The sequence below is a fragment of the Achromobacter sp. SIMBA_011 genome, assembly GCF_046535435.1.
GTDB classification, from domain to species: domain Bacteria; phylum Pseudomonadota; class Gammaproteobacteria; order Burkholderiales; family Burkholderiaceae_B; genus Achromobacter; species Achromobacter dolens.
Window position 1 is genome coordinate 1 of record NZ_JAWRWN010000163.1, and the last position, 340, is coordinate 340.

A 340-nucleotide genomic window follows, 5' to 3' on the forward strand; every position below is an offset into this window, starting at 1 on the left:
CTGGGCACATCCGATGGCAAGAGGCCCGAAGGTCCCCCTCTTTGGTCTTGCGACGTTATGCGGTATTAGCTACCGTTTCCAGTAGTTATCCCCCTCCATCAGGCAGTTTCCCAGACATTACTCACCCGTCCGCCACTCGTCAGCGAAGCAGCAAGCTGCTTCCTGTTACCGTTCGACTTGCATGTGTTAGGCCTGCCGCCAGCGTTCAATCTGAGCCATGATCAAACTCTTCAGTTCAAACATCTTTGGGTTTTGAGAAAACCCTAAACTTGGCTCAGCAATCGTTGGTTACATCTTTGATTTCTCGCGGAGTAACTTGTGATGCTGATAATCTTTTTGA

At 49.7% G+C, this 340-nt stretch carries 1 rRNA gene; it reads right to left on the reverse strand.

Going from position 1 to position 340, the window contains the following annotated elements:
* Window positions 1-237 (reverse strand): 16S ribosomal RNA (locus tag SB816_RS30380); the annotation flags it as partial.
* Between the last annotated feature and the right edge of the window lie 103 nt (window positions 238-340).